The organism is Cellulomonas sp. McL0606, assembly GCF_058248365.1.
Map to the genome: position 1 here is coordinate 1,541,537 of NZ_CM177779.1, position 19,589 is coordinate 1,561,125.

Here is a 19,589-nt window from a genome sequence, read left to right on the forward strand (position 1 = left end):
CCTACCGCAGCAGGCGCGACATCCGCCGGTCCGCCAGCGGTTTGCCGCCCGTCTGACAGGTCGGGCAGTACTGCAGCGCCGAGTCCGCGAACGACACCTCGTGGACGGTGTCGCCGCAGGGCACGCCGTCCCAGCCCGGGCACGGCTCGCCGGTGCGCCCGTGCACGCGCATCCCTTGGCGCTTGGCGTCCTTGAGCTCGGCCGCGGGCTTGCCCGACGCCGCGCGCACGGCCTCGGTGAGCACGTCGTGGATGGCGGCGTAGAGCGTCGCGGTCTTGGCGGCGTCGAACGACCTGGTCATGGCGAACGGGCTCATCCGCGCGACCAGCAGGATCTCGTCGGAGTAGGCGTTCCCGATCCCGGCGATCGTGCCCTGGTCGCGCAGGAGTCCCTTGACCTGCTGGTTGCGCGCAGCCAGCAGCTCGGACAGGCGCTGGGGCGTGAACTCGTCCGAGAGGGGTTCGACGCCGAGCGTCGCGATCTGCGGGACGTCGGCCGGGTCCTGCACGACGTGCACCGCGAGCCGTTTGCGGGTCCCGGCCTCGGTCAGGTCGAAGCCGGCCCCGTCGTCGAACCGCACGCGCAGCGCGATCGGCGACTTGCCCGGCCGCACGGGACGCTCGGACAGCTGCTCGGACCAGCGCACCCAGCCCGCGCGCGACAGGTGCCAGACCAGGTGCAGCGGCTCGCCGGTCGCCGTCGCGACCATGAGGTCGAGCCACTTGCCGTGCCGCTGGACGTCGACCACCACCCCGCCCTTGAGCGCGTCCGGCGGCGGGCGGAACGTCTTGAGCGCGCTGATCGCGCCGATCTCGACCGACGTCACGGTGTGGTCGACCGCCCGCCCGCGCAGGAACTGCGCGAGCGCCTCGACCTCGGGCAGCTCCGGCACGCACCCATCGTGGCGCATGACTGCTCGATCTGCGGGAGCAACTAGGCTCGCGGTCATGCTTCTGCGCCTCTCGACCCTCTTCTTCCGCACCCTGCGCGAGGACCCCGCCGATGCCGAGGTCGCCAGCCACCGGCTCCTGGTGCGAGCCGGCTACATCCGCCGCGCGGCGCCCGGCATCTACACCTGGCTGCCGCTCGGGCTGCGCGTGCTGGCCAAGGTCGAGGCCGTCGTGCGCGAGGAGATGAACGCTGCCGGCGCGCAGGAGGTGCACTTCCCCGCGCTGCTGCCGCGCGAGCCGTACGAGGCCACGGGGCGCTGGACCGAGTACGGGCCCAACCTGTTCCGGCTGAAGGACCGCAAGGGTGCGGACTACCTGCTGGCGCCCACCCACGAGGAGATGTTCACGCTCCTGGTCAAGGACCTGTACTCGTCGTACAAGGAGCTCCCCCTCGCGCTGTACCAGATCCAGACCAAGTACCGCGACGAGGCTCGGCCGCGCGCCGGCCTGATCCGCGGACGCGAGTTCATCATGAAGGACGCCTACTCGTTCGACATCGACGACGAGGGCCTCGAGGCCTCCTACCAGGCGCAGCGAGCCGCCTACCAGCGGATCTTCGACCGCCTCGGACTCGAGTACGTGATCGTGGCGGCCACGTCGGGCGCCATGGGCGGCTCGCGGTCCGAGGAGTTCCTGACGCCGACGCCCATCGGGGAGGACACGTTCGTCCGCTCGGCCGGCGGCTACGCGGCCAACGTCGAGGCGGTCACGACCGTCGTGCCCCAGGCGCTGCCGTTCGCGGACGCACCCGCGGCGCACGTGGAGGACACGCCCGACACGCCCACCATCGACTCGCTGGTCGCCCTCGCGAACGAGCGGTTCGCCCGCCCGGACCGCGCCTGGAGCGCGGCCGACACGCTCAAGAACGTCGTCCTCGCGCTGGTGCACCCGACGGGTGAGCGCGAGCTGCTCGTCGTCGGCCTGCCCGGCGACCGCGAGGTGGACCTCAAGCGGCTCGAGGCGTCGGTCAGCCCGGCCGAGGTGGAGGCCGCCGGCGATGCCGACTTCGCCGCGCACCCCGAGCTGGTGCGCGGCTACATCGGCCCCGCGGCGATGGGTCCGAACGTCGCGGTCGCCGAGGGGGCCGAGCGCACGGCGGTGCGCTACCTGCTCGACCCGCGCGTGGTTGCCGGGACGCGGTGGATCACGGGGGCGAACGAGCCCGGTCGGCACGTCTTCGACCTGGTCGCGGGCCGCGACTTCACCGCCGACGGCACGGTCGAGGCCGCCGAGGTGCGCGCCGGTGACCTCGCGCCCGACGGATCGGGTCCGCTCGAGCTGGCGCGCGGCATCGAGATCGGTCACATCTTCGCGCTCGGCCGCAAGTACGCCCAGGCGCTCGGGCTGACGGTGCTGGACCAGAACGGCAAGGCCCAGGTGGTCACCATGGGTTCGTACGGCATCGGCGTGACCCGGGTGCTCGCCGCCCTGGCGGAGGCGAACAACGACGAGCGCGGCCTGGCCTGGCCCGCCCACGTCGCGCCCGCGCACGTGACGGTCGTCGCGACCGGCAAGGACCCAGCCGTGTTCGAGGCCGCCGAGGCGCTCGCGCTCGAGCTGTCGTCGCGCGGCATCGAGGTGGTCTACGACGACCGTCCGGGCCGTGTCTCGCCGGGGGTGAAGTTCGCCGACGCCGAGCTGATCGGGGTCCCGCTGGTGGTCGTCGTCGGCCGCGGGCTGGCCGAGGGGGTCGTGGAGGTCCGCCCGCGGACCGGCGGCACCACCGAGCAGGTCCCGGTCGACCAGGCCGCCGACCACGTCGCGGGCCTGGTCGCCACGCTGCTCTCCGCCTGAGGCGACCGCTGGCTGACTGCGGCGTCCGCGGGCGCGGACGTCGAGGTCAGCCGGCGGGCTTCTGGGTCTGTTCGGGGAGGCCGGGGAACGGGACCGGCGTCGCGCCCCAGGTCCCGGCCGCGCCGGTCGCGGCCTGGAGACCGTCGACGAGCGGGAGTCGCGCGCCCACCGGGGCGCCCGCGACGGCGTTCGCGTAGGCGTCCGCCACCGCGGACTCCAGCGTGCGGCCGAGTGCGACGGCCGCGGTCGGGTCGTCGAGCCCGGTCGGCAGGGCGTACGACGCACGACGCGGATCCTGCGCGGTGCCGTCGGAGCCCGAGGCGCGGGCCCACTGCTCGCCGGCCGACCGGTTCGCGGCGGCGGCAGCGACGGCCGCCGCGCGCTGGTCGCCCGCGAGCTTGGCCGCGATGACCTCGAAGCCGAAGCCCGCCTGGTCGTGCGCGAGCGCGAGGGCGTCCAGGTCGGTGGCCGACGCCGTGCTCGGGCTGGGTGCGGGCGTGGGCGCCGGAGTCGCGGCGCCGACCACGGGCGGGGTCACGGTGGGGACCGGCAGGCCGGTGGCCTGCGCGAGGCGAGCGGTGAGTCCCGCCCGCGACGTCGCGATCGACGCGACGAGTCGCGCGAGAGCACCGTCGTCCACGGCGTCGGCGTCGGCGAGCGAGGTGGTCGTGGCGGCTGCCAGCTGGGCCAGGAGCGTCGGCGCGTCCGGCGTCACCGCGGGTGTCGACGGCGAGGTGGTCGGCGTCGGCAGGCCCGAGACGTACGCGCCGCCGGCCTGCTGGGCGTGCTGGTCGGAGAACGAGGCGACGTCGGCGAGCACGCCCGCCAAGGGTTCGGCAGCGCCCGCCGGTGTCGCAGCGAGGGCCCCGGCGGCCTGGGCGAGCGCCAGAGAATCGGCGACCGTGCGGGCGCGGACCTGCTCGATCGCGTCGGGGGTGCGCGCGACCGGGGGCGACGACTCGGCGCGCAGGCCACATCCGGCCAGGAGCGCGAGAGCAAGAAGTGTGGCGAGCGCGACACCGAACCGGCGGGCGCGCGAGGCGAGATCCGGGTCGTGGTGCGGGTGCGGCTGGGCGTGCATCGCCGGTGATCCTGCCATGCGACGGACGTGCGGCGGTCGGGCACGCCCGGACTCGATACGCTTGGCTCACAACATCACAGGGTCGATCCGTTGTCTGCGCACTGACCCGCTGGAGCCGACAGGAGGCTGACGTGGCCGCGCCAGCGCACCCAGCACATGCCGAACGGGTCCGCCAGGTCGTGGAGCCGGCCGTCGAGTCCGTCGGGCTCCTTCTCGAGGACGTCGCCGTGCGGCGTTCCGCGGGCCGGTCCGTGGTCGAGGTCGTGATCGACGTGACCGAGGACGACGAGGTCGGTCTGGACCTCGACCGCATCGCCGACGCGACGCACGCCGTCTCGGACGCCCTGGACGCCGCCGAGGCGATCACCGGCGAGTACACGCTCGAGGTGATGAGCCCCGGGGTCTCCCGGCCGCTCACCGAGCGCCGGCACTTCACGCGCGCCGTCGGGCACTCGGTCGTGGTGCACCGCCACGACGGTGGGACGCTCAGCGGGCGGTTGACCGCCGTCGAGCGGACCGGGCCGCAGGACGGCACGATCGTCGTCGTGCCGGTGACGCCCGGGCTCAAGGGCCGCAAGCCGGTGGTCGGGGAGGCCGTTCAGGTGCCGCTGTCCGAGGTGCGCGCCGCGCACGTCGAGGTGGACCTGACAGGCGTCGGGCCCGTGGACGACGACGAGGCCGGCAGCGACGCCGACGCCGGACAGGAGAACTGAACATGGACATCGACATGCAGACGCTGCGGATGCTCGAGCGCGAGCGGGAGATCAGCCTCGACGTGCTCGTCTCGGCGATCGAGCAGGCACTGCTCTCGGCGTACCACCGCACCCCCGGCGCACACACCCGGGCCCGCGTCGAGGTGGACCGCAAGAGCGGTCACGTGACCGTGTGGGCCCGCGAGGAGCCCCCGGTGCAGGACGACGACGAGCCCGAGTACACGCTCCACGACGAGCCGGAGTTCGACCACACGCCGGACGGGTTCGGCCGCATCGCGACCGCGACCGCCCGGCAGGTCATCGTGCAGCGCCTGCGGGACGCCGAGGACGACCAGGTGCTCGGCGCGTTCCGCGGCAAGGAGGGCGAGGTGCTCGGCGGCGTCATCCAGCAGGGCCGGGACCCGCGCACCGTGCTGATCGACGTGGGCGGCACCGAGGCCGTGCTCCCCGCGCACGAGCAGGTTCCGGGGGAGGAGTACGTGCACGGCGACCGAATCCGCGGCTACGTGCTCGAGGTCGCCCGCGGCCCGCGCGGCCCGCAGGTGACCCTGTCCCGCACGCACCCGAACCTCGTGCGCAAGCTGTTCGAGCTGGAGGTCCCCGAGGTGGCCGACGGCACCGTCGAGATCACCGCGATGGCGCGCGAGGCGGGCCACCGCACCAAGATGGCCGTCCGCGCGACGGTTCCCGGCGTGAACGCCAAGGGCGCGTGCATCGGCCCGATGGGTGGTCGCGTCCGCGCGGTCATGGCCGAGCTGCACGGCGAGAAGATCGACATCGTCGACCACGCCGACGACCCGGCCGAGATGATCGCGCACGCGCTCTCGCCGGCCCGGGTGCTCTCCGTGACGGTCGTCGACCCCGAGGCCCGCGCCGCCCGGGTCGTCGTGCCGGACTACCAGCTGTCGCTCGCCATCGGCAAGGAGGGCCAGAACGCCCGGCTGGCCGCGAAGCTCACCGGCTGGCGCATCGACATCCGCTCCGACGCCGAGGTCCCGGGCGACCTGCAGGGTGCGAGCGCCGGTGAGTGACGTCACGATCGACGCCTGCGGTGGTACGGCCAGTGGTACGGCGCGGTAGACTTGCTGCGGCTGGGCCGGATGTCCGGCTCCTCCCGTCGAGCCGGCGGACCCCACAGACAGCGAAAACTGTCTCTGGCATGGGTCCGCTCCGGACCTGCGTGGGGTGCCGAGCCACCGGCCCGAGGTCGGCCCTGTTGAGGGTGGTCGTCGCCACGGACGCCGCGGGATCTCCCGCGCTGGTCGTGGACGTCGGTCGCCGGATGCCGGGCAGGGGGGCGTGGCTGCACCCCGATCCTGGATGTCTCGACACCGCCGAACGCCGACGTGCACTGGGGCGGGCACTGCGCAACGCAGGCCTGCTCGACGTGAGCGTCGTCCGCCGGCACGTCGAGCAGCAGGGCATGAAGGGCGCCGGGCAGATCCCGGGGTCGTAGGCCGATCGTCGATGAGGGAAGCGGGTCTGGAAGCCGATGGCTACCCGATGAGCACGCACCGATGAGTACCCAGCGATGAGTACGCAGCGATGAGTAGCGAACACTAACGACGGTCCGACCCTGTCCGGGCGGACCGAGACAGGAGAGATGTGGCCAAGGTCCGCGTCTACGAGCTCGCCGAAGCCGGGGTCGACAGCAAGACCATCATGACCAAGCTGAACACCATGGGGGAGTTCGTCCGGTCGGCATCGTCGACCATCGAGCCACCGGTCGTTCGCAAGCTGCGCGACGAGTACCCCGTCGGAGCAGCCCCCGCAGCAGCAGCACCCAAGGCACCCGCGCGTCCCGCGCCGGCGCCTGCCCCCGTACCCGTCGTCGAGGCTCCGCGCCCCGCCGCCGCTGCCGCCCCGGCTCCGGCCGCCGCGGCTCCCGTCGCTCCGGCTCCCACGCGCCCGGCTCCCGCCGCCGCGCCGGCGCCGGCCACCGCATCACCCGCGCCGGCCGCCGCTGCCGCCGCGACGGGCGCACCCGTCCGTCCCGGACCGCGTCAGGCGCCCGCGCCCGCCGCGCGTCCCGGCAACAACCCGTTCGCACCCTCGCAGGGCATGCCCCGCCAGGGTGAGCGTCCGGGAGCCAACCGCCCCGGCGGCCCGCGTCCGGGCAACAACCCGTTCGCACCGTCGCAGGGCATGCCGCGTCCGGGCGACCGTGACCGTCGTCCCGCCCCCGTCGACGGTGCCCCCGTCGCGTCCGCGGGTGACCGTCCCGGTGGTCCGCGTCCCGGTGGTCCCCGTCCCGGTGGTCCGCGCCCCAACCCGGGCATGATGCCGGGCCGCACGGCCAGCGGCGTCGGCCGTCCCGGTGAGCGTCCGGCCGGTCCCGGCGGCGGTCGTGCCGGTGGCGGTGCCGGCGGTGCTCGCGGTGGCTACGCCGGTCGTCCCGGCGGTGCGCCCGGTGGCGCTCCCGGCGGTGCACCGGGTGGTGGCGGCGGCTTCGCCGGCCGTCCCGGTGGTGGCGGCGGTCGCCCCGGTGGTGCCGGTCGCGGCTCCACGCAGGGTGCCTTCGGTCGCGCGGGCGGTCGTCCCGTCCGTGGCCGCAAGTCGAAGCGTGCGAAGCGTCAAGAGTTCGAGCAGATGCAGGCCCCGTCCCTCGGTGGCGTGCAGGTTCCTCGCGGCAACGGCAAGACCGTCGTCCGCCTGCGCCACGGCTCGTCGCTGAACGACTTCGCCGACAAGATCGACGCGAACCCCGCCGCGCTGGTCACCGTGCTGTTCCACCTCGGTGAGATGGCCACGGCGACGCAGTCCCTCGACGAGGACACGTTCGGCACGCTCGCGGTCGAGCTCGGCTATGTCATCGAGATGGTCTCGGCCGAGGAGGAGGACCGCGAGCTGCTCGGGGCCTTCGACATCGACCTGGACGCCGAGCTCGAGGCCGAGGGCGACGACGACCTGACGGCGCGACCCCCTGTGGTCACCGTCATGGGTCACGTCGACCACGGAAAGACCAAGCTCCTCGACGCCATCCGTCAGACGGACGTCGTCGCGGGCGAGGCCGGCGGGATCACCCAGCACATCGGTGCCTACCAGGTGCACACCACGCACGAGGGCATCGACCGTGCCGTCACGTTCATCGACACCCCGGGCCACGAGGCGTTCACCGCCATGCGTGCCCGTGGTGCGCAGGTGACCGACATCGCGATCCTCGTGGTCGCGGCCGACGACGGCGTGATGCCCCAGACCATCGAGGCGCTCAACCACGCCCAGGCGGCCGGCGTGCCGATCGTGGTCGCGGTCAACAAGGTGGACAAGGAGGGGGCCAACCCCGACAAGATCCGCCAGCAGCTCACCGAGTACAACCTGGTGGCCGAGGAGTACGGCGGCGACACGATGTTCGTCGACGTCTCCGCGAAGCAGAATGTCGGCATCGACCAGCTGATCGAGGCGGTCCTCCTCACGGCGGACGCCGCGCTCGACCTGCGGGCGAACGCCGAGAAGGACGCTCGCGGCGTGGCCATCGAGGCCAACCTCGACAAGGGTCGCGGTGCCGTCGCGACGGTGCTCGTCCAGTCGGGCACGCTCAACGTCGGCGACTCGATCGTCGCGGGCACGGCCTACGGCCGCGTCCGTGCCATGTTCGACGAGCACGGCGAGCCGGTCCTGGTGGCCGGGCCGTCGCGTCCGGTCCAGGTGCTCGGCCTGACCTCGGTGCCCCGCGCCGGCGACACGTTCATCGTGGCGCCCGACGACCGCACCGCGCGTCAGATCGGCGAGAAGCGCGAGGCGGCCGAGCGTGCCGCCCTCCTGGCCAAGCGTCGCAAGCGCGTCAGCCTCGAGGACTTCACCCAGGCGCTCGCGCAGGGCAAGGTCGAGACCCTCAACCTGGTCCTCAAGGGCGATGTCTCGGGTGCCGTCGAGGCGCTCGAGGACGCCCTGCTCAAGATCGACGTGGGCGAAGAGGTCGAGCTGCGGGTCATCCACCGCGGCGTCGGTGCGATCACGCAGAACGACGTCAACCTGGCGACGGTCGACTCGGCCATCATCATCGGGTTCAACGTCAAGTACGCGGAGCGCGTCGAGGAGCTGGCGGACCGTGAGGGCGTCGACGTGCGCTTCTACTCGGTCATCTACCAGGCGATCGACGACGTCGAGGCGGCCCTCAAGGGCATGCTCAAGCCGGAGTACGAGGAGGTGCAGCTCGGTTCCGCCGAGGTGCGCGAGGTCTTCCGGTCCTCGAAGTTCGGCAACATCGCCGGGTCGATCGTCCGGTCGGGCCTCATCCGCCGCAACACGAAGGCGCGCGTCACGCGTGGCGGCAAGATCATCGGGGACAACCTGACGATCGAGTCGCTCAAGCGGTTCAAGGACGACGCCACGGAGGTCCGCGAGGGCTTCGAGTGCGGCATCGGCCTCGGGTCGTTCAACGACGTCGAGATCGGCGACACCATCGAGACCTGGGAGATGCGCGAGAAGCCTCGCGCCTGATCTCAGTGATCCACCGACCGCGGGGCGGGTGAGGCGAGTCCTCGCCCGCCCCGCGGTCTCTCTACCAGACAAGGAGTGATCCGATGGCGGACACCGCCCGCGCCCGCAAGCTCAGTGAGCGCATCCAGCAGGTCGTCGCGCAGATGCTCGACACCCGGATCAAGGACCCCCGGCTCGGCTTCGTCACCATCACGGACGTCCGCGTGACCGGCGACCTGCAGCATGCCGACGTCTTCTACACGGTGCTCGGCGACGACGCCGCGCGGACCGACTCGGCCAAGGCGCTCGAGAGCGCCAAGGGCATCATCCGGTCGGAGGTGGGCAAGCAGACCGGCATCCGGCTGACCCCGTCGCTCGACTTCCACCTCGACGCGCTGCCGGACACGTCCGCGCAGCTCGACGCGGCGTTGATCGACGCGGCCCGTCGCGACCGCGAGGTGGCCGCGCTGGCAGCGCAGGCGTCGTTCGCCGGCGACGCCGACCCGTACAAGAAGTCCGACGAGGACGACGACGAGGACTGAGAGCACCGACGCGAACGCCGCCCCCGGAGGACCGGGGGCGGCGTTCGTGCGTCGTCAGGCGAGCGTCTTGCCCGTGTTCCTGGGCATCCAGATCAGGACGACCGCTGCGCCGATCGCCACGACCACCGCGGCGACGTAGGCCGCGGGCTGCAGGCCCGCTGCGTAGCCGGTCGGTGTCAGGGTGCCGTTCGACGCGGTGAAGACGGCCACCAGTGCCGCGACGCCGAGGGCGCCGCCGATCTCCCGGATGGTGGCGTTGACCGAGCTCGCCGTGCCGTGGTCGTCGGGCACCATGTCCGCGAGCACCGCGGTGGCGCTCGGCGCGAACGTCAGACCCATCCCGATGCCGGCCAACGCGAGCCCGGGCACGAGGTCGGCGTAGGTCAGGGTGTTGCTGGTGACCAGCAGTCCCTGCCACGCCAGGCCGGCCGCCTGCAGGAGCAGGCCCGTCGCCAGCAGCGGCCGGACGCCGATGCGCGGCGCGAGCATCCCGGCGATCGGGGCGAAGATCATGGGCGCCGCGGTCCACGGCAGCGTGCGGATCCCGGCCTGCAGGGGAGTGAAGCCCATACCGATCTGCAGGTACTGCGCCAGCAGGAACACCAGGCCGAAGACGCCGAACGAGAAGGCGAACGCGCTGATGTTGGCCACCGAGAACGACCGCTCGCGGAACAGTCGCAGCGGCACCAGCGGGTGGTCGGTGCGGGACTCGCGGAGCAGGAAGGCGACCAGCAGGGCGACACCGAGAGCCAGGCCGCCGACGACCCGGGTGGAACCCCAGCCGTCGTCGTTGCCGCGGATGATCGACCAGACGATGGTGAGGACCGACGTGCCGGCGAGCGCGAGGCCCACCAGGTCGAGCGGCTGGCGCCGGCCGTGCGACTCGGGCAGCGCCCAGAGGACGAGCGGGATGGCGATCAGTGCGACCGGGACGTTGATCCAGAAGATGGCCTCCCAGGAGATGCCGTCGACCACGGCCCCGCCGATGACGGGTCCGAGCGCGACACCGAGGCCGGAGACCCCGCCCCAGACCCCGATCGCCATGGCGCGACGGCTGGCCGGCACGGCGCCCGCGAGCAGGGCCAGGGAGAGGGGCATGATCGCGGCCGCCCCCGCGCCCTGCAGCGCGCGCGCCCCGATGAGCATCTCGGGGCTGCTGGACAGCGCCGACAGGATCGACGCGCCGCCGAAGATCGCGATGCCCGCGATGAACACGCGCCGCCGACCGAGCCGGTCGCCGAGGGTGGCTGCGGCGATCATCAGCGTCGCGAACGAGAGCGTGTACGCGTTCACCATCCACTGCAGCTGTTCGATCGACGCGTGCAGGTCGGTGTGCAGGACGGGGAGCGCCGTGGTCATGACGAGGTTGTCGAGCGTCGCCATGAACATCGGGAGGGAGGCGGCGACCAGGGCGATCGCGGTGCCGCGACGGCGCAGGACGGGACGCGCAGGGGGTGGGGTCTGGGCCCGGGACGCTGCGGGTGTCGTGATCGTCACGAGGTCTCCTAGGGCTTGTTGGCATTGATTGATTACTAACAAGCACGACGTTAGGCATCCACTGATAACATGTCAACATGTCCGAGCAGATCGAGGTCCAGGTTCCGACGACGACGTCGCGGATGACGGGTGCGGCACGCCGCGACCAGATCCTTGCGGCCGCGCGACGCGTGTTCGCCGACAAGGGGTACGCGGCGACGACCGACGAGGTCGCCCGCGCGGCAGGCGTGTCCCAGCCGTATGTGGTGCGGCTGTTCGGCTCCAAGCGCGAGCTCTTCCTGGCCGCCTACCGGCAGGCGAGCGACGAGATCAAGGCCGCGCTGGGATCGGTCGAACCCGGCCCGGACGCCGGCGCCCAGATGGCGAAGGCCTACGTCCAGCTGCTCGACGACCGCGACCTGCTGCGGCTCACCATGCACGGCTTCCTCGCCGGCAACGACGACGAGGTGGGCACGATCGCCCGGCACACGCTCGGGGAGGCGTTCCGGCTGTTCCGGGACCGCACGGGGGCGGCCGACGACGAGGCCCGCGTGTTCGTGGCCTCCGGCATGCTCATCAACGTCCTGCTGGCGGTCGACGCCCCGGCGCACCCGGGGGAGGACGGCGGTCTCGACGCGCTCCTGGAGTGCGTCCGCTCCGGCATCGACGAGCAGCGTCGCTCCGCGTGACGCCGAAGGACGGCTCGCCGCGGCGACCGACCGCGGCGGACGGGGTCGTCGTCGTCGACAAGCCCGCCGGCTGGACCAGCCACGACGTCGTCGCCCGCATGCGCTGGCTCGCGGGGACCCGCAAGGTCGGGCACGCCGGCACGCTCGACCCCATGGCCACGGGCGTGCTGGTCATCGGGATCGGCCGCGCCACGCGGCTGCTGACGTACATCGTCGGCGCCGACAAGGAGTACACGGCGACCATCCGGCTCGGTGTCACCACGACGACCGACGACGCCGAGGGCGAGACGCTCGCGGTCACCGATGCGTCCGGGGTGACGCGTGAGGCGCTGTCCGCCGGGGTAGCGGCGCTGACGGGGCAGATCCAGCAGCGACCGAGCGCGGTCTCGGCCATCAAGGTGGACGGCCAGCGGGCCTACGCCCGGGTGCGCGCGGGCGAGGAGGTCGAGCTCGCGGCACGGCCGGTGACGGTGTCGACGTTCGACGTGCACGACGTGCGTACCGCCGGCGGTGTCGTCGACGTCGATGTCACGGTCGTCGTCTCGTCGGGAACCTACGTCCGGGCACTGGCTCGAGACCTCGGGGCCGCACTGGGCGTCGGGGGGCACCTGACCGCCCTGCGGCGCACCCGCGTCGGCGGGTACGGGCTCGACGCCGCGCGCACTCTGGACGAGCTCGCCGAGGTGGCACCCGATGTGCCGATCGACGTCGTCTCGCTGGCCGACTCCGCGCGCGCGACGTTCCCGGTCCGCGAGCTGACGACGCAGGAGGCGACCGCGTTGGCCTACGGGCAGCGGCTGTCCGCGGCGGGCGAGCCGTCCGCGGGGACCACGGCCGCCGTGGCGCCCGACGGGCGGTTGGTCGCCCTCGTCGAGACGCGCGATGGCGCCGTGCGGCCGGTGCTCGTCTTCGCGCCGGCCTGAGTCAGTCGTCGGGGCCTGAGTCAGTCGTCTATCTCGGCCAACGGCCAGCCGACCGCCGCCAGCCGCGCGCTGACCCGGGCCACGTCGCTCTCGTGCGGCTCCTGGTCCAGCAGGGCGCCGATCTGCTCGCCCACCACGGCGGGCGGGATGCCGCCGTCGGGGTGGAGCAGGATGATGCGGTCGGTGACCTCCTCCACCTCCTCCTCGGTCAGCTTGCGTCGCAGGAGCGCGAGGAGCGCGACGTAGTCCTGCTCGGGGACCCCCGTGGGGTAGCCCTCGCGCAGCCAGTCGGCGACGCGGCGCACCGCGTTGGCCCGCGCCATCAGCTGGCCATGATCGTGTAGATGCCGAACACGATCGCGGCGATCACGACGAGGAAGCACAGCCCGGCGGCGACCGTGCGGATGGCTGGTCGCGCGGTGTCGCCGTCCCAGGCCAGCGACCGGACTCCGAGCGAGAAGACGGCCGGGATCCCGGCGCCCAGGAGAAGGCTCACCACCACCACCCGGACCAGGGCGGCGCCGTCGACGTACCGGCTCATGCGTTGCTCCCCGTCGGGACCGGCGCCTTGGCGGGCTCCGCCCACTCGTCGTTGACGTTGTGGTGGTTGACGGCTGTGCGCCGCGCGGCCAGGAAGATACCGGTGGCCAGCACCACGAGGATGACGAGGACGACGGCGTTGCCGAACGTGCCGTGCAGCCAGGTCTGCAGCCCCTCGGCTGCGGCGCCGACCGCGGCGGCGGAGGGCAGGGTGATGAGCCAGGCGATCGCCATGCGACGCGCGGTCGACCAGCGGACCTCGCTGCGGCGACCGACGCCCGAGCCCATGATCGAGCCGCTGGCGACGTGCGTGGTGGACAGCGGGAAGCCCAGGTTGCTGGAGACGAGGATGACGACCGCCGTCGACGTGTCCGCCGCGAGGCCCTGCGGCGACTCGATGTCCACGAGGCCCTTGCCGAGCGTGCGGATCACGCGCCAGCCGCCGAAGTAGGTGCCCAGCCCGATGGCCAGCGCGCAGCACAGGATGACCCAGACCGGCACCGCCGACCCGGCCGGCAACGCGCCGCCGGCGATCAGCGCGAGCAGGATGATGCCCATGGTCTTCTGCGCGTCGTTCGTGCCGTGCGCCAGCGAGACCATCGACGCGGACCCGATCTGACCCCAGCGGAAATCATTGGTCCGTTCGGCGCCGCCCACACCGCGCGTGATGCGGTAGACGAGCCACGTGCCCAGCGCCGCCACGGCGCCGGCTGCGACCGGGGCGATGACCGCGGGGATGATGACCTTGCCGATCAGCCCGCTCCAGATGACACCGCTCGTGCCGGCGGAGACGAGCACCGCGCCGACCAGGCCGCCGATGATCGCGTGCGAGGAGCTGGACGGCAGGCCCAGGTACCACGTGGCGAGGTTCCACAGGATGCCGCCGACGAGCCCGGCGAACACCACGGACAGCGTCACGCTGTCCTGGTTCACGATGCCCGACGCGATGGTCGCCGCCACCGCTAGCGAGAGGAACGCGCCGACGATGTTCAGGACGGCGGACAGGGCGACGGCGATCTTGGGTCGCAGTGCACCGGTCGCGATCGACGCAGCCATCGCGTTGGCGGTGTCGTGGAAGCCGTTGGTGAAGTCGAAGGCGAGTGCCGTCACCACGACCAGAACGAGCAGAGGGACGTCCGTCACGATGCCGACGGTCCTCGGCTGCGCGCGCGTCCGCAAGCCCGTCTCGCGCGAGCTCTGGGAAGCTCGCCTACGGACGACTGGCGCGCGGTGCCCGCGAGGGATGGCAGGCTTGTCCGTCGGGCGTCCGACCGGGCTCCCGACGCCTTCGCGAGGAGCACGCGTGCAGATCTGGCGGGAGCTGGCCGCCGTCCCCGACGGGTTCGGGCCCTCGGTCGTCACGATCGGCAACTTCGACGGCGTGCACCGCGGCCACGCGAGCGTCCTCGAGCGCATGTGCGCCGACGCCCGTGCCGTCGGTGCGCAGGCCGTCGCGGTGACCTTCACGCCGCACCCGCAGCAGGTGCACCGCCCGGACAGCGCGCCGCCGGTCATCACCGGCGACGACGATCGCCTCGAGCTGCTCGAGCGCACCGGCCTGGACGCCGTCCTGTTGCTGACCTACACGCTCGAGTTCGCGCGCCAGACGCCCGACGAGTTCGTCCGGCGCTACCTGGTCGACGGGCTGCGGGCGCGGACGGTCGTCGTCGGACGGGACGTGCGGTTCGGCCGCGACAACTCCGGCGACCTGTCGACGATGGTCGAGCTCGGCCGGACCCACGGGTTCGACGTCGAGGTGATCGAGGACGTCACGCCGGCGCAGTCCGCCGACCCGGGCAGCCCCGAGGACCTCGTGGCGGACCCGCTGCGACGCCGCTGGTCGTCGACCTGGGTGCGCGAGCTGCTCGAGGCCGGGGACGTCGTCCAGGCGGCCCGGGTGCTCGGCCGTCCGCACCGCATCCGCGGCACGGTCGTGCACGGCGACGCGCGCGGCCGCGAGCTGGGCTTCCCGACGGCGAACCTCGGGCAGGACTCCACGGGTCTCGTGCCGGCCGACGGCGTCTACGCGGGCTGGCTGTGGCGTGTCGCCAGCGCCGAGGTGCTGCCGGCGGCGATCTCCATCGGCACCAACCCGACCTTCGACGGAGCCGAGCGGCGCGTCGAGGCGTACGTGCTCGACCGCACCGACCTCGACCTCTACGACCAGGTCGTGGTGCTCGAGCTGGTCGAGCGACTGCGGCCGACGCTGCGCTTCGACTCCATCGACGAGCTCGTGGTCCGGATGCACGAGGACGTGGACCGTGCGCGCGTGATCCTGGCCACCGGTGCGAGGGCGACGCCCACAGCCTGATAGTCTGTGTGCGCCGTCTGAACGGCCGCGGACAGAGAGAGCCCGGGTGGACATGCCCCGGCGCACCGCGCAACGAGTCAACCAGGAGATCGAGTGCCGCTCGAAAGTGCCGTCAAGCAGTCCATCATGACCGAGTACGCCACCCACGAGGGTGACACCGGTTCCCCCGAGGTTCAGATCGCGATGCTCACGCAGCGCATCAAGGACCTCACGGAGCACCTCAAGACCCACAAGCACGACCACCACAGCCGCCGCGGTCTGCTGCTGCTCGTCGGTCAGCGTCGCCGCCTTCTCGGTTACCTCCAGAAGGTCGACATCAACCGCTACCGCAGCATCATCGAGCGGCTCGGCCTGCGCCGATAACGCCTTCCACCAGCCCGGACCCGCCCAGGGTCCGGGCTGGTGTGGCGTTACGGCCAGTCAGCACGTCACGCATCACCACACCGCGTCGGTCCGCTCGGTCCGGTCCTCGGTAGTGGCTTCCGGAAGCCTTTTGCACGCGTCCGGTGGCCTCGATCGAAGATCGCTCGCGGACGGCCGGCGCCTTCAAGAAAGAGGAGGGCACCCATGGAGGGTCCCGAGATCCAGTTCGCCGAGGCAGTGATCGACAACGGTCGCTTCGGCACCCGCACCGTCCGCTTCGAGACCGGCCGCATCGCCAAGCAGGCCGCCGGTTCCGCCGTCGCCTACCTGGACGGCGAGACGACGCTGCTCGCCGCCACCACGGCCGGCAAGCACCCGAAGGACCAGTTCGACTTCTTCCCGCTGACGATCGACGTCGAGGAGCGGTCGTACGCGGCCGGCAAGATCCCCGGCTCGTTCTTCCGTCGCGAGGGCCGCCCGTCCACCGAGGCCATCCTCGCGTGCCGGCTCATCGACCGCCCGCTGCGCCCCCTGTTCGTCAAGGGCCTGCGCAACGAGGTGCAGGTCGTCATCACCGTGCTGTCGATCCACCCGGACGACTCGTACGACACGCTGGCCATCAACGCGGCGTCCATCTCCACCCGCTTCTCCGGCCTGCCGTTCTCCGGCCCCGTCGCCGGTGTCCGCGTCGCCCTGGTCGAGGGCCAGTGGGTCGCGTTCCCGCGGTACTCCGAGCGTGAGCGCGCGACGTTCGACATGGTCGTCGCGGGTCGCGTCGTCGGCGATGACGTCGCGATCGCGATGATCGAGGCCGAGGCCCCCGAGAAGTCCTGGAACATCATCAAGCTCGAGGGTGGTGTCGCCCCGACCGAGGAGGTCGTGTCGCAGGGCATCGAGGCGGCCAAGCCGTTCATCAAGGTGCTCGTCCAGGCGCAGCAGGAACTCGCCGCGAAGGCCGCCAAGGAGACCCAGGTCTTCCCGACGTTCCCGGACTACCAGGACGACGCCTACGCCGCCGTCGAGGCCTTCTCGACCGCGTCGCTGGGCGAGGCCCTGAGCATCGCGGACAAGCAGACCCGCGAGAACCGTCTCGACGAGATCAAGGGCGAGGTCGTCGCCGGCCTGTCCGAGCAGTTCGAGGGTCGCGAGAAGGAGCTGTCGGCCGCCTACCGCTCGGTCCAGAAGAAGCTCATCCGGCAGCGCATCCTCACGGACGGCTTCCGCATCGACGGTCGTGGCCTGCGGGACATCCGCACGCTCTCGGCCGAGGTCGAGGTCCTGCCCCGCGTGCACGGCTCGGCGATCTTCGAGCGCGGCGAGACCCAGATCCTGGGCGTCACCACGCTGAACATGCTGCGCATGGAGCAGCAGCTCGACACGCTCTCCCCGGAGACGCGCAAGCGCTACATGCACAACTACAACTTCCCGCCCTACTCCACGGGCGAGACGGGTCGCGTCGGTTCGCCGAAGCGTCGCGAGATCGGCCACGGGGCGCTCGCCGAGCGCGCGCTCATGCCGGTGCTCCCGAGCCGCGAGGAGTTCCCCTACGCCATCCGCCAGGTCTCCGAGGCGCTGAGCTTCCAACGGCTCGACGTCCATGGGCTCGGTCTGCGCGTCCACCCTGTCGCTGCTCAACGCCGGTGTGCCGCTGCGCGCGCCCGTCGCGGGCATCGCGATGGGCCTCGTCTCCGACACGGTGAACGGTGAGACCCGCTACGCGGCGCTCACCGACATCCTCGGCGCCGAGGACGCGTTCGGTGACATGGACTTCAAGGTCGCCGGTACCCGCGAGTTCGTCACGGCCATCCAGCTCGACGCCAAGCTCGAGGGCATCCCCGCCTCGGTGCTCGCCGGCGCGCTGACCCAGGCCAAGGAGGCTCGCCTGGCGATCCTCGACGTCATCGCCGAGGCGATCGACGTGCCCGACGAGATGAGCCCGTTCGCTCCCCGCGTCATCACGGTGAAGGTCCCCGTCGACAAGATCGGCGAGGTCATCGGGCCGAAGGGCAAGATGATCAACCAGATCCAGGAGGAGACCGGCGCCGACATCTCGATCGAGGACGACGGCACGGTCTACATCGGCGCCACCGACGGTCCGTCGGCGGAGGCCGCGCGTGCGGCGATCAACGCGATCGCCAACCCGCACATGCCCGAGATCGGTGAGCGCTTCGTCGGCACGGTCGTCAAGACCACGACGTTCGGTGCGTTCGTCTCGCTCTCCCCGGGCAAGGACGGTCTGCTTCACATCTCGCAGATCCGCCGCCTCGTCGGTGGCAAGCGCGTCGAGAACGTCGAGGACGTCCTGTCCATCGGGCAGAAGGTCCAGGTCGAGATCGGCGAGATCGACCCGCGCGGCAAGCTTGTCGCTGCACGCGGTCATCGATGACGGAGCGGAGGACGCCTCGTCCTCTGCGGACGCTGCCGAGTCGGTCGACGCCTGACGTGCCGCTGGACCTTCCGCTCGTCCGTCCGGGTCAGCCGGGCGCCGAGCTGACCGTCGGGCAGGACGGCGACGCCATCGTGCGTCGTTCTGTCCTGCCCGGCGGGGTCCGGGTGCTCACGGAGAACATGCCGGGCCTGCGCTCGGCGACCGTGGGCGCCTGGGTGGGCGTCGGCTCGCGCGACGAGTCCGACGGCCACCACGGCTCGACGCACTTCCTCGAGCACCTGCTGTTCAAGGGCACCGCGCGCCGGACGGCCATGGACATCGCCGAGGCGTTCGACGCCGTCGGCGGTGAGGCCAACGCCGCCACCGGCAAGGAGCACACCTGCTACTACGCGCGGGTGCTCGACACCGACCTGCCGATGGCGGTCGACGTCATCGCGGACATGGTCACCTCCGCGCGCCTCGACGGCGACGAGCTCGAGACCGAGCGCGGCGTCATCCTCGAAGAACTCGCGATGAACGACGACGACCCCAGCGACGTCGTGCACGAGCAGTTCGCCGCGCTGGTGCTGGGCGCGCACGCGCTCGGCCGGCCCATCGGCGGCACCCCCGACACCATCAGGGCGGTGCCGCGCGACGCCGTCTGGGAGCACTACCGCGAGCACTACCAGTCGTCGACGCTCGTGGTCACGGCCGCGGGCGGCGTCGACCACGACCTGCTGTGCGAGCAGGTCACCCAGGCGCTGCACACCGGTGGATGGAGCCTCGACGAGGGCGTCGAGCCGCGAGGCCGACGCCTGTCCAGCACCGGCCTGATGGCCGGCGAGCACGGCATTCCGGCCGCGGGCGTCGAGCGCACGATCCGCCGTCAGACCGAGCAGGCCAACGTCATCATCGGAGGCACGTCCCTGACGGCTACCGACCCGCGCCGGTTCACGCTCTCCGTGCTGAACGCGGTGCTCGGCGGCGGCATGTCGTCCCGCCTGTTCCAGGAGATCCGCGAGCGTCGCGGCCTGGCCTACTCCACCTACTCGTTCGCGTCCGGGCACGCAGACACCGGCGTCTTCGGCCTGTACGCGGGCTGTACGCCGGCGCGCGTCGACGAGGTCGTCGCGCTCATGGTCGAGGAGTGGGAGCGGATGGCGGACGCCCCGATCACCCAGGCCGAGCTTCGAGCGGTCCATGGGCCAGCTGTCGGGCGGTCTGGTTCTCGGCATGGAGGACTCCGGGTCGCGCATGAGCCGGCTCGGCAAGTCCGAGCTGGTCCACGGGTCGCTGATGAGCATCGACGAGTCGCTGGAGCGCATCCGCGAGGTCACCGTCCAGGACGTGCAGGAGCTGGCCGCCGACCTCGCGTCACGCCCGCGTTCGGTCGTCCGCGTCGGACCGTTCGGCGACTGAG

At 72.1% G+C, this 19,589-nt stretch carries 16 protein-coding genes and 2 pseudogenes; 12 read left to right on the forward strand and 6 right to left on the reverse strand.

Annotation, left to right across the window (positions count from 1 at the left end; all coding sequences use genetic code 11):
• Position 1: 1 nt before the first annotated feature.
• Positions 2–892 (reverse strand): Fpg/Nei family DNA glycosylase, encoded by an 891-nt coding sequence (locus tag AC38ZX_RS07845; protein ID WP_491296901.1) that lies wholly within the window; start codon positions 890–892, stop codon positions 2–4.
• A 55-nt stretch (positions 893–947) separates the two neighbouring features.
• On the opposite strand from AC38ZX_RS07845, the gene AC38ZX_RS07850 reads away from it, so the two are divergent.
• Entirely contained in the window at positions 948–2,744 is a 1,797-nt protein-coding gene (locus AC38ZX_RS07850) for a proline--tRNA ligase (protein WP_491296902.1), read from the forward strand.
• A gap of 46 nt (positions 2,745–2,790) precedes the next feature.
• Here the strand turns inward: AC38ZX_RS07850 and AC38ZX_RS07855 are convergent, their stop codons facing one another.
• A complete protein-coding gene (locus tag AC38ZX_RS07855) occupies positions 2,791–3,843 on the reverse strand; it encodes a DUF4439 domain-containing protein (RefSeq protein ID WP_491296903.1) in 1,053 nt (350 codons plus the stop codon).
• 113 nt (positions 3,844–3,956) lie between these two features.
• On the opposite strand from AC38ZX_RS07855, the gene rimP reads away from it, so the two are divergent.
• The 5 genes from rimP to rbfA all read left to right on the forward strand — a co-directional run bounded on the left by rimP (position 3,957) and on the right by rbfA (position 9,499).
• On the forward strand, positions 3,957–4,538 hold the full coding sequence (gene rimP, locus AC38ZX_RS07860; RefSeq protein ID WP_426595260.1) for a ribosome maturation factor RimP: 582 nt from the start codon (positions 3,957–3,959) through the stop codon (positions 4,536–4,538).
• 2 nt (positions 4,539–4,540) lie between these two features.
• Positions 4,541–5,569, forward strand: a complete 1,029-nt coding sequence (gene nusA / locus AC38ZX_RS07865) for a transcription termination factor NusA (protein ID WP_426595261.1) — start codon at positions 4,541–4,543, stop codon at positions 5,567–5,569.
• A 191-nt stretch (positions 5,570–5,760) separates the two neighbouring features.
• Positions 5,761–5,994: a DUF448 domain-containing protein gene (locus tag AC38ZX_RS07870; protein WP_426595898.1), complete on the forward strand. Its 234-nt coding sequence runs from the start codon at positions 5,761–5,763 to the stop codon at positions 5,992–5,994.
• A 149-nt stretch (positions 5,995–6,143) separates the two neighbouring features.
• On the forward strand, positions 6,144–8,978 hold the full coding sequence (infB, locus tag AC38ZX_RS07875) for a translation initiation factor IF-2 (protein ID WP_491296904.1): 2,835 nt from the start codon (positions 6,144–6,146) through the stop codon (positions 8,976–8,978).
• 83 nt (positions 8,979–9,061) lie between these two features.
• Positions 9,062–9,499 (forward strand): 30S ribosome-binding factor RbfA, encoded by a 438-nt coding sequence (gene rbfA, locus AC38ZX_RS07880; protein WP_426595263.1) that lies wholly within the window; start codon positions 9,062–9,064, stop codon positions 9,497–9,499.
• Positions 9,500–9,553: 54 nt separating this feature from the next.
• Here rbfA and AC38ZX_RS07885 read toward each other — a convergent pair whose 3' ends face one another.
• Positions 9,554–10,996: an MFS transporter gene (locus tag AC38ZX_RS07885; RefSeq protein ID WP_426595264.1), complete on the reverse strand. Its 1,443-nt coding sequence runs from the start codon at positions 10,994–10,996 to the stop codon at positions 9,554–9,556.
• 77 nt (positions 10,997–11,073) lie between these two features.
• Here AC38ZX_RS07885 and AC38ZX_RS07890 point away from each other — a divergent pair, with 77 nt between their 5' ends.
• Together AC38ZX_RS07890 and truB are read left to right on the forward strand one after the other, a co-directional pair.
• A complete protein-coding gene (locus AC38ZX_RS07890; RefSeq protein ID WP_426595265.1) occupies positions 11,074–11,664 on the forward strand; it encodes a TetR/AcrR family transcriptional regulator in 591 nt (196 codons plus the stop codon).
• Complete coding sequence (gene truB, locus AC38ZX_RS07895) at positions 11,661–12,587, forward strand: tRNA pseudouridine(55) synthase TruB (protein WP_491296905.1); 927 nt, start codon at positions 11,661–11,663, stop codon at positions 12,585–12,587. The genes AC38ZX_RS07890 and truB overlap by 4 nt, the downstream gene beginning before the upstream one ends.
• Positions 12,588–12,607: 20 nt before the next feature.
• On the opposite strand, the gene AC38ZX_RS07900 is transcribed toward truB, so the two are convergent.
• Genes AC38ZX_RS07900 through AC38ZX_RS07910 form a run of 3 tightly spaced genes read right to left on the reverse strand, consistent with a single transcriptional unit; the run spans position 12,608 to position 14,270 of the window.
• Complete coding sequence (locus AC38ZX_RS07900; protein WP_426595267.1) at positions 12,608–12,910, reverse strand: DUF3349 domain-containing protein; 303 nt, start codon at positions 12,908–12,910, stop codon at positions 12,608–12,610.
• A complete protein-coding gene (locus AC38ZX_RS07905; RefSeq protein ID WP_426595268.1) occupies positions 12,910–13,128 on the reverse strand; it encodes a hypothetical protein in 219 nt (72 codons plus the stop codon). Before AC38ZX_RS07905 ends, AC38ZX_RS07900 begins: the two co-directional genes overlap by 1 nt.
• A complete protein-coding gene (locus AC38ZX_RS07910) occupies positions 13,125–14,270 on the reverse strand; it encodes an inorganic phosphate transporter (protein WP_426595269.1) in 1,146 nt (381 codons plus the stop codon). Before AC38ZX_RS07910 ends, AC38ZX_RS07905 begins: the two co-directional genes overlap by 4 nt.
• A 160-nt stretch (positions 14,271–14,430) precedes the next feature.
• On the opposite strand from AC38ZX_RS07910, the gene AC38ZX_RS07915 reads away from it, so the two are divergent.
• The 4 genes and pseudogenes from AC38ZX_RS07915 (at position 14,431) to AC38ZX_RS07930 (ending at position 19,588) form a co-directional block, all read left to right on the forward strand.
• Complete coding sequence (locus AC38ZX_RS07915) at positions 14,431–15,438, forward strand: bifunctional riboflavin kinase/FAD synthetase (RefSeq protein ID WP_491296907.1); 1,008 nt, start codon at positions 14,431–14,433, stop codon at positions 15,436–15,438.
• Positions 15,439–15,564: 126 nt separating this feature from the next.
• On the forward strand, positions 15,565–15,801 hold the full coding sequence (gene rpsO, locus AC38ZX_RS07920; protein WP_426595271.1) for a 30S ribosomal protein S15: 237 nt from the start codon (positions 15,565–15,567) through the stop codon (positions 15,799–15,801).
• Positions 15,802–16,005: 204 nt separating this feature from the next.
• Positions 16,006–18,242 (forward strand): annotated as a pseudogene (locus tag AC38ZX_RS07925) (polyribonucleotide nucleotidyltransferase).
• Position 18,243: 1 nt separating this feature from the next.
• Positions 18,244–19,588 (forward strand): annotated as a pseudogene (locus tag AC38ZX_RS07930) (M16 family metallopeptidase).
• The last annotated feature ends 1 nt before the right edge of the window (position 19,589 follow it).

Excerpts from the sequence above, each read along its gene's own strand:
- AC38ZX_RS07850 (WP_491296902.1), top strand. The coding sequence starts at position 948 with ATGCTTCTGCGCCTCTCGACCCTCTTCTTCCGCACCCTGCGCGAGGAC.
- AC38ZX_RS07855 (WP_491296903.1), bottom strand. The coding sequence starts at position 3,843 with ATGGCAGGATCACCGGCGATGCACGCCCAGCCGCACCCGCACCACGAC.
- nusA (WP_426595261.1), top strand. The coding sequence starts at position 4,541 with ATGGACATCGACATGCAGACGCTGCGGATGCTCGAGCGCGAGCGGGAG.
- rbfA (WP_426595263.1), top strand. The coding sequence starts at position 9,062 with ATGGCGGACACCGCCCGCGCCCGCAAGCTCAGTGAGCGCATCCAGCAG.
- AC38ZX_RS07890 (WP_426595265.1), top strand. The coding sequence starts at position 11,074 with ATGTCCGAGCAGATCGAGGTCCAGGTTCCGACGACGACGTCGCGGATG.
- AC38ZX_RS07900 (WP_426595267.1), bottom strand. The coding sequence starts at position 12,910 with ATGGCGCGGGCCAACGCGGTGCGCCGCGTCGCCGACTGGCTGCGCGAG.
- AC38ZX_RS07905 (WP_426595268.1), bottom strand. The coding sequence starts at position 13,128 with ATGAGCCGGTACGTCGACGGCGCCGCCCTGGTCCGGGTGGTGGTGGTG.
- rpsO (WP_426595271.1), top strand. The coding sequence starts at position 15,565 with ATGACCGAGTACGCCACCCACGAGGGTGACACCGGTTCCCCCGAGGTT.